Here is a 779-nt window from a genome sequence, read left to right as displayed (position 1 = left end):
ATATTAAATACCATTAGTATGTAGAACGTTATTTTTATTGAAGTACTATAAAGAGATCTAATAAAAATAATATAGATAATTAAAAAAACTAATGGCATAAATGAAAGAATGGTATATCCTTTTAACAAACAGAATAAGAATGATACCATAGGCAAAATTAGACAAAATAAATCAATTAATTTTTTTATGTTCATTTTTCAAAACCCTCAAAAATTTCTCTCTAAATAATTCATTATCCCTTGTAACTTTAACTAAGAACTTTTCTCTATTCACTACTTCATTTCTAAATTTTTCACTATTTATCCAAAAGTATAATTCATCTGCATAGTTTTTGTTAATTTCTTTGGAAAATCCTATACCTAATTTTGTAGCAATAGTAGATGTATATGTATCTGGTGTAACTAAAATTGGTTTCCATAATGCGACTGCATAATATAGTCGAATTGAAATAGCAGTAGTTAAAGCGATACTGTTTTTGCCATAATAATTATTTATAACATCAGCATCATTTAAAAAACTAATTGTATTTTTAGGTTCAAACCTTCCTGTAAAATTAACATTCATAATTTTTTCATCATCACAATATTTTTTTAGAGGTTCATAACCAACGCCGTGATAATTCAAAATAAATCTTTCATCATTAGCAAATACAGAAATTAGTCTTTTATTTTCTTTATAAAATCTTACATTTCCTATAAAGGAAATATTTATTGGTTTTTCAATTTTTAAATTATTATCTACAAAATTATTACTTATATTTACGATATCTTCATTTATAC

Annotated in this window: 1 protein-coding gene; it reads right to left on the bottom strand. The window is 23.1% G+C overall.

From position 1 onward, the window contains the following. Window positions 1–171: 171 nt before the first annotated feature. On the bottom strand, window positions 172–779 hold a 608-nt coding region (locus CD152_RS12020), incomplete at its 5' end, for a glycosyltransferase family protein (protein WP_462491142.1).

It is taken from the genome of Macrococcoides caseolyticum, from assembly GCF_002902665.1.
Classification (GTDB): Bacteria; Bacillota; Bacilli; order Staphylococcales; family Staphylococcaceae; genus Macrococcoides; species Macrococcoides caseolyticum.
The sequence above is the reverse complement of the archived record's forward strand: the minus strand, read 5'-3'. Positions and strand labels throughout refer to the sequence as shown.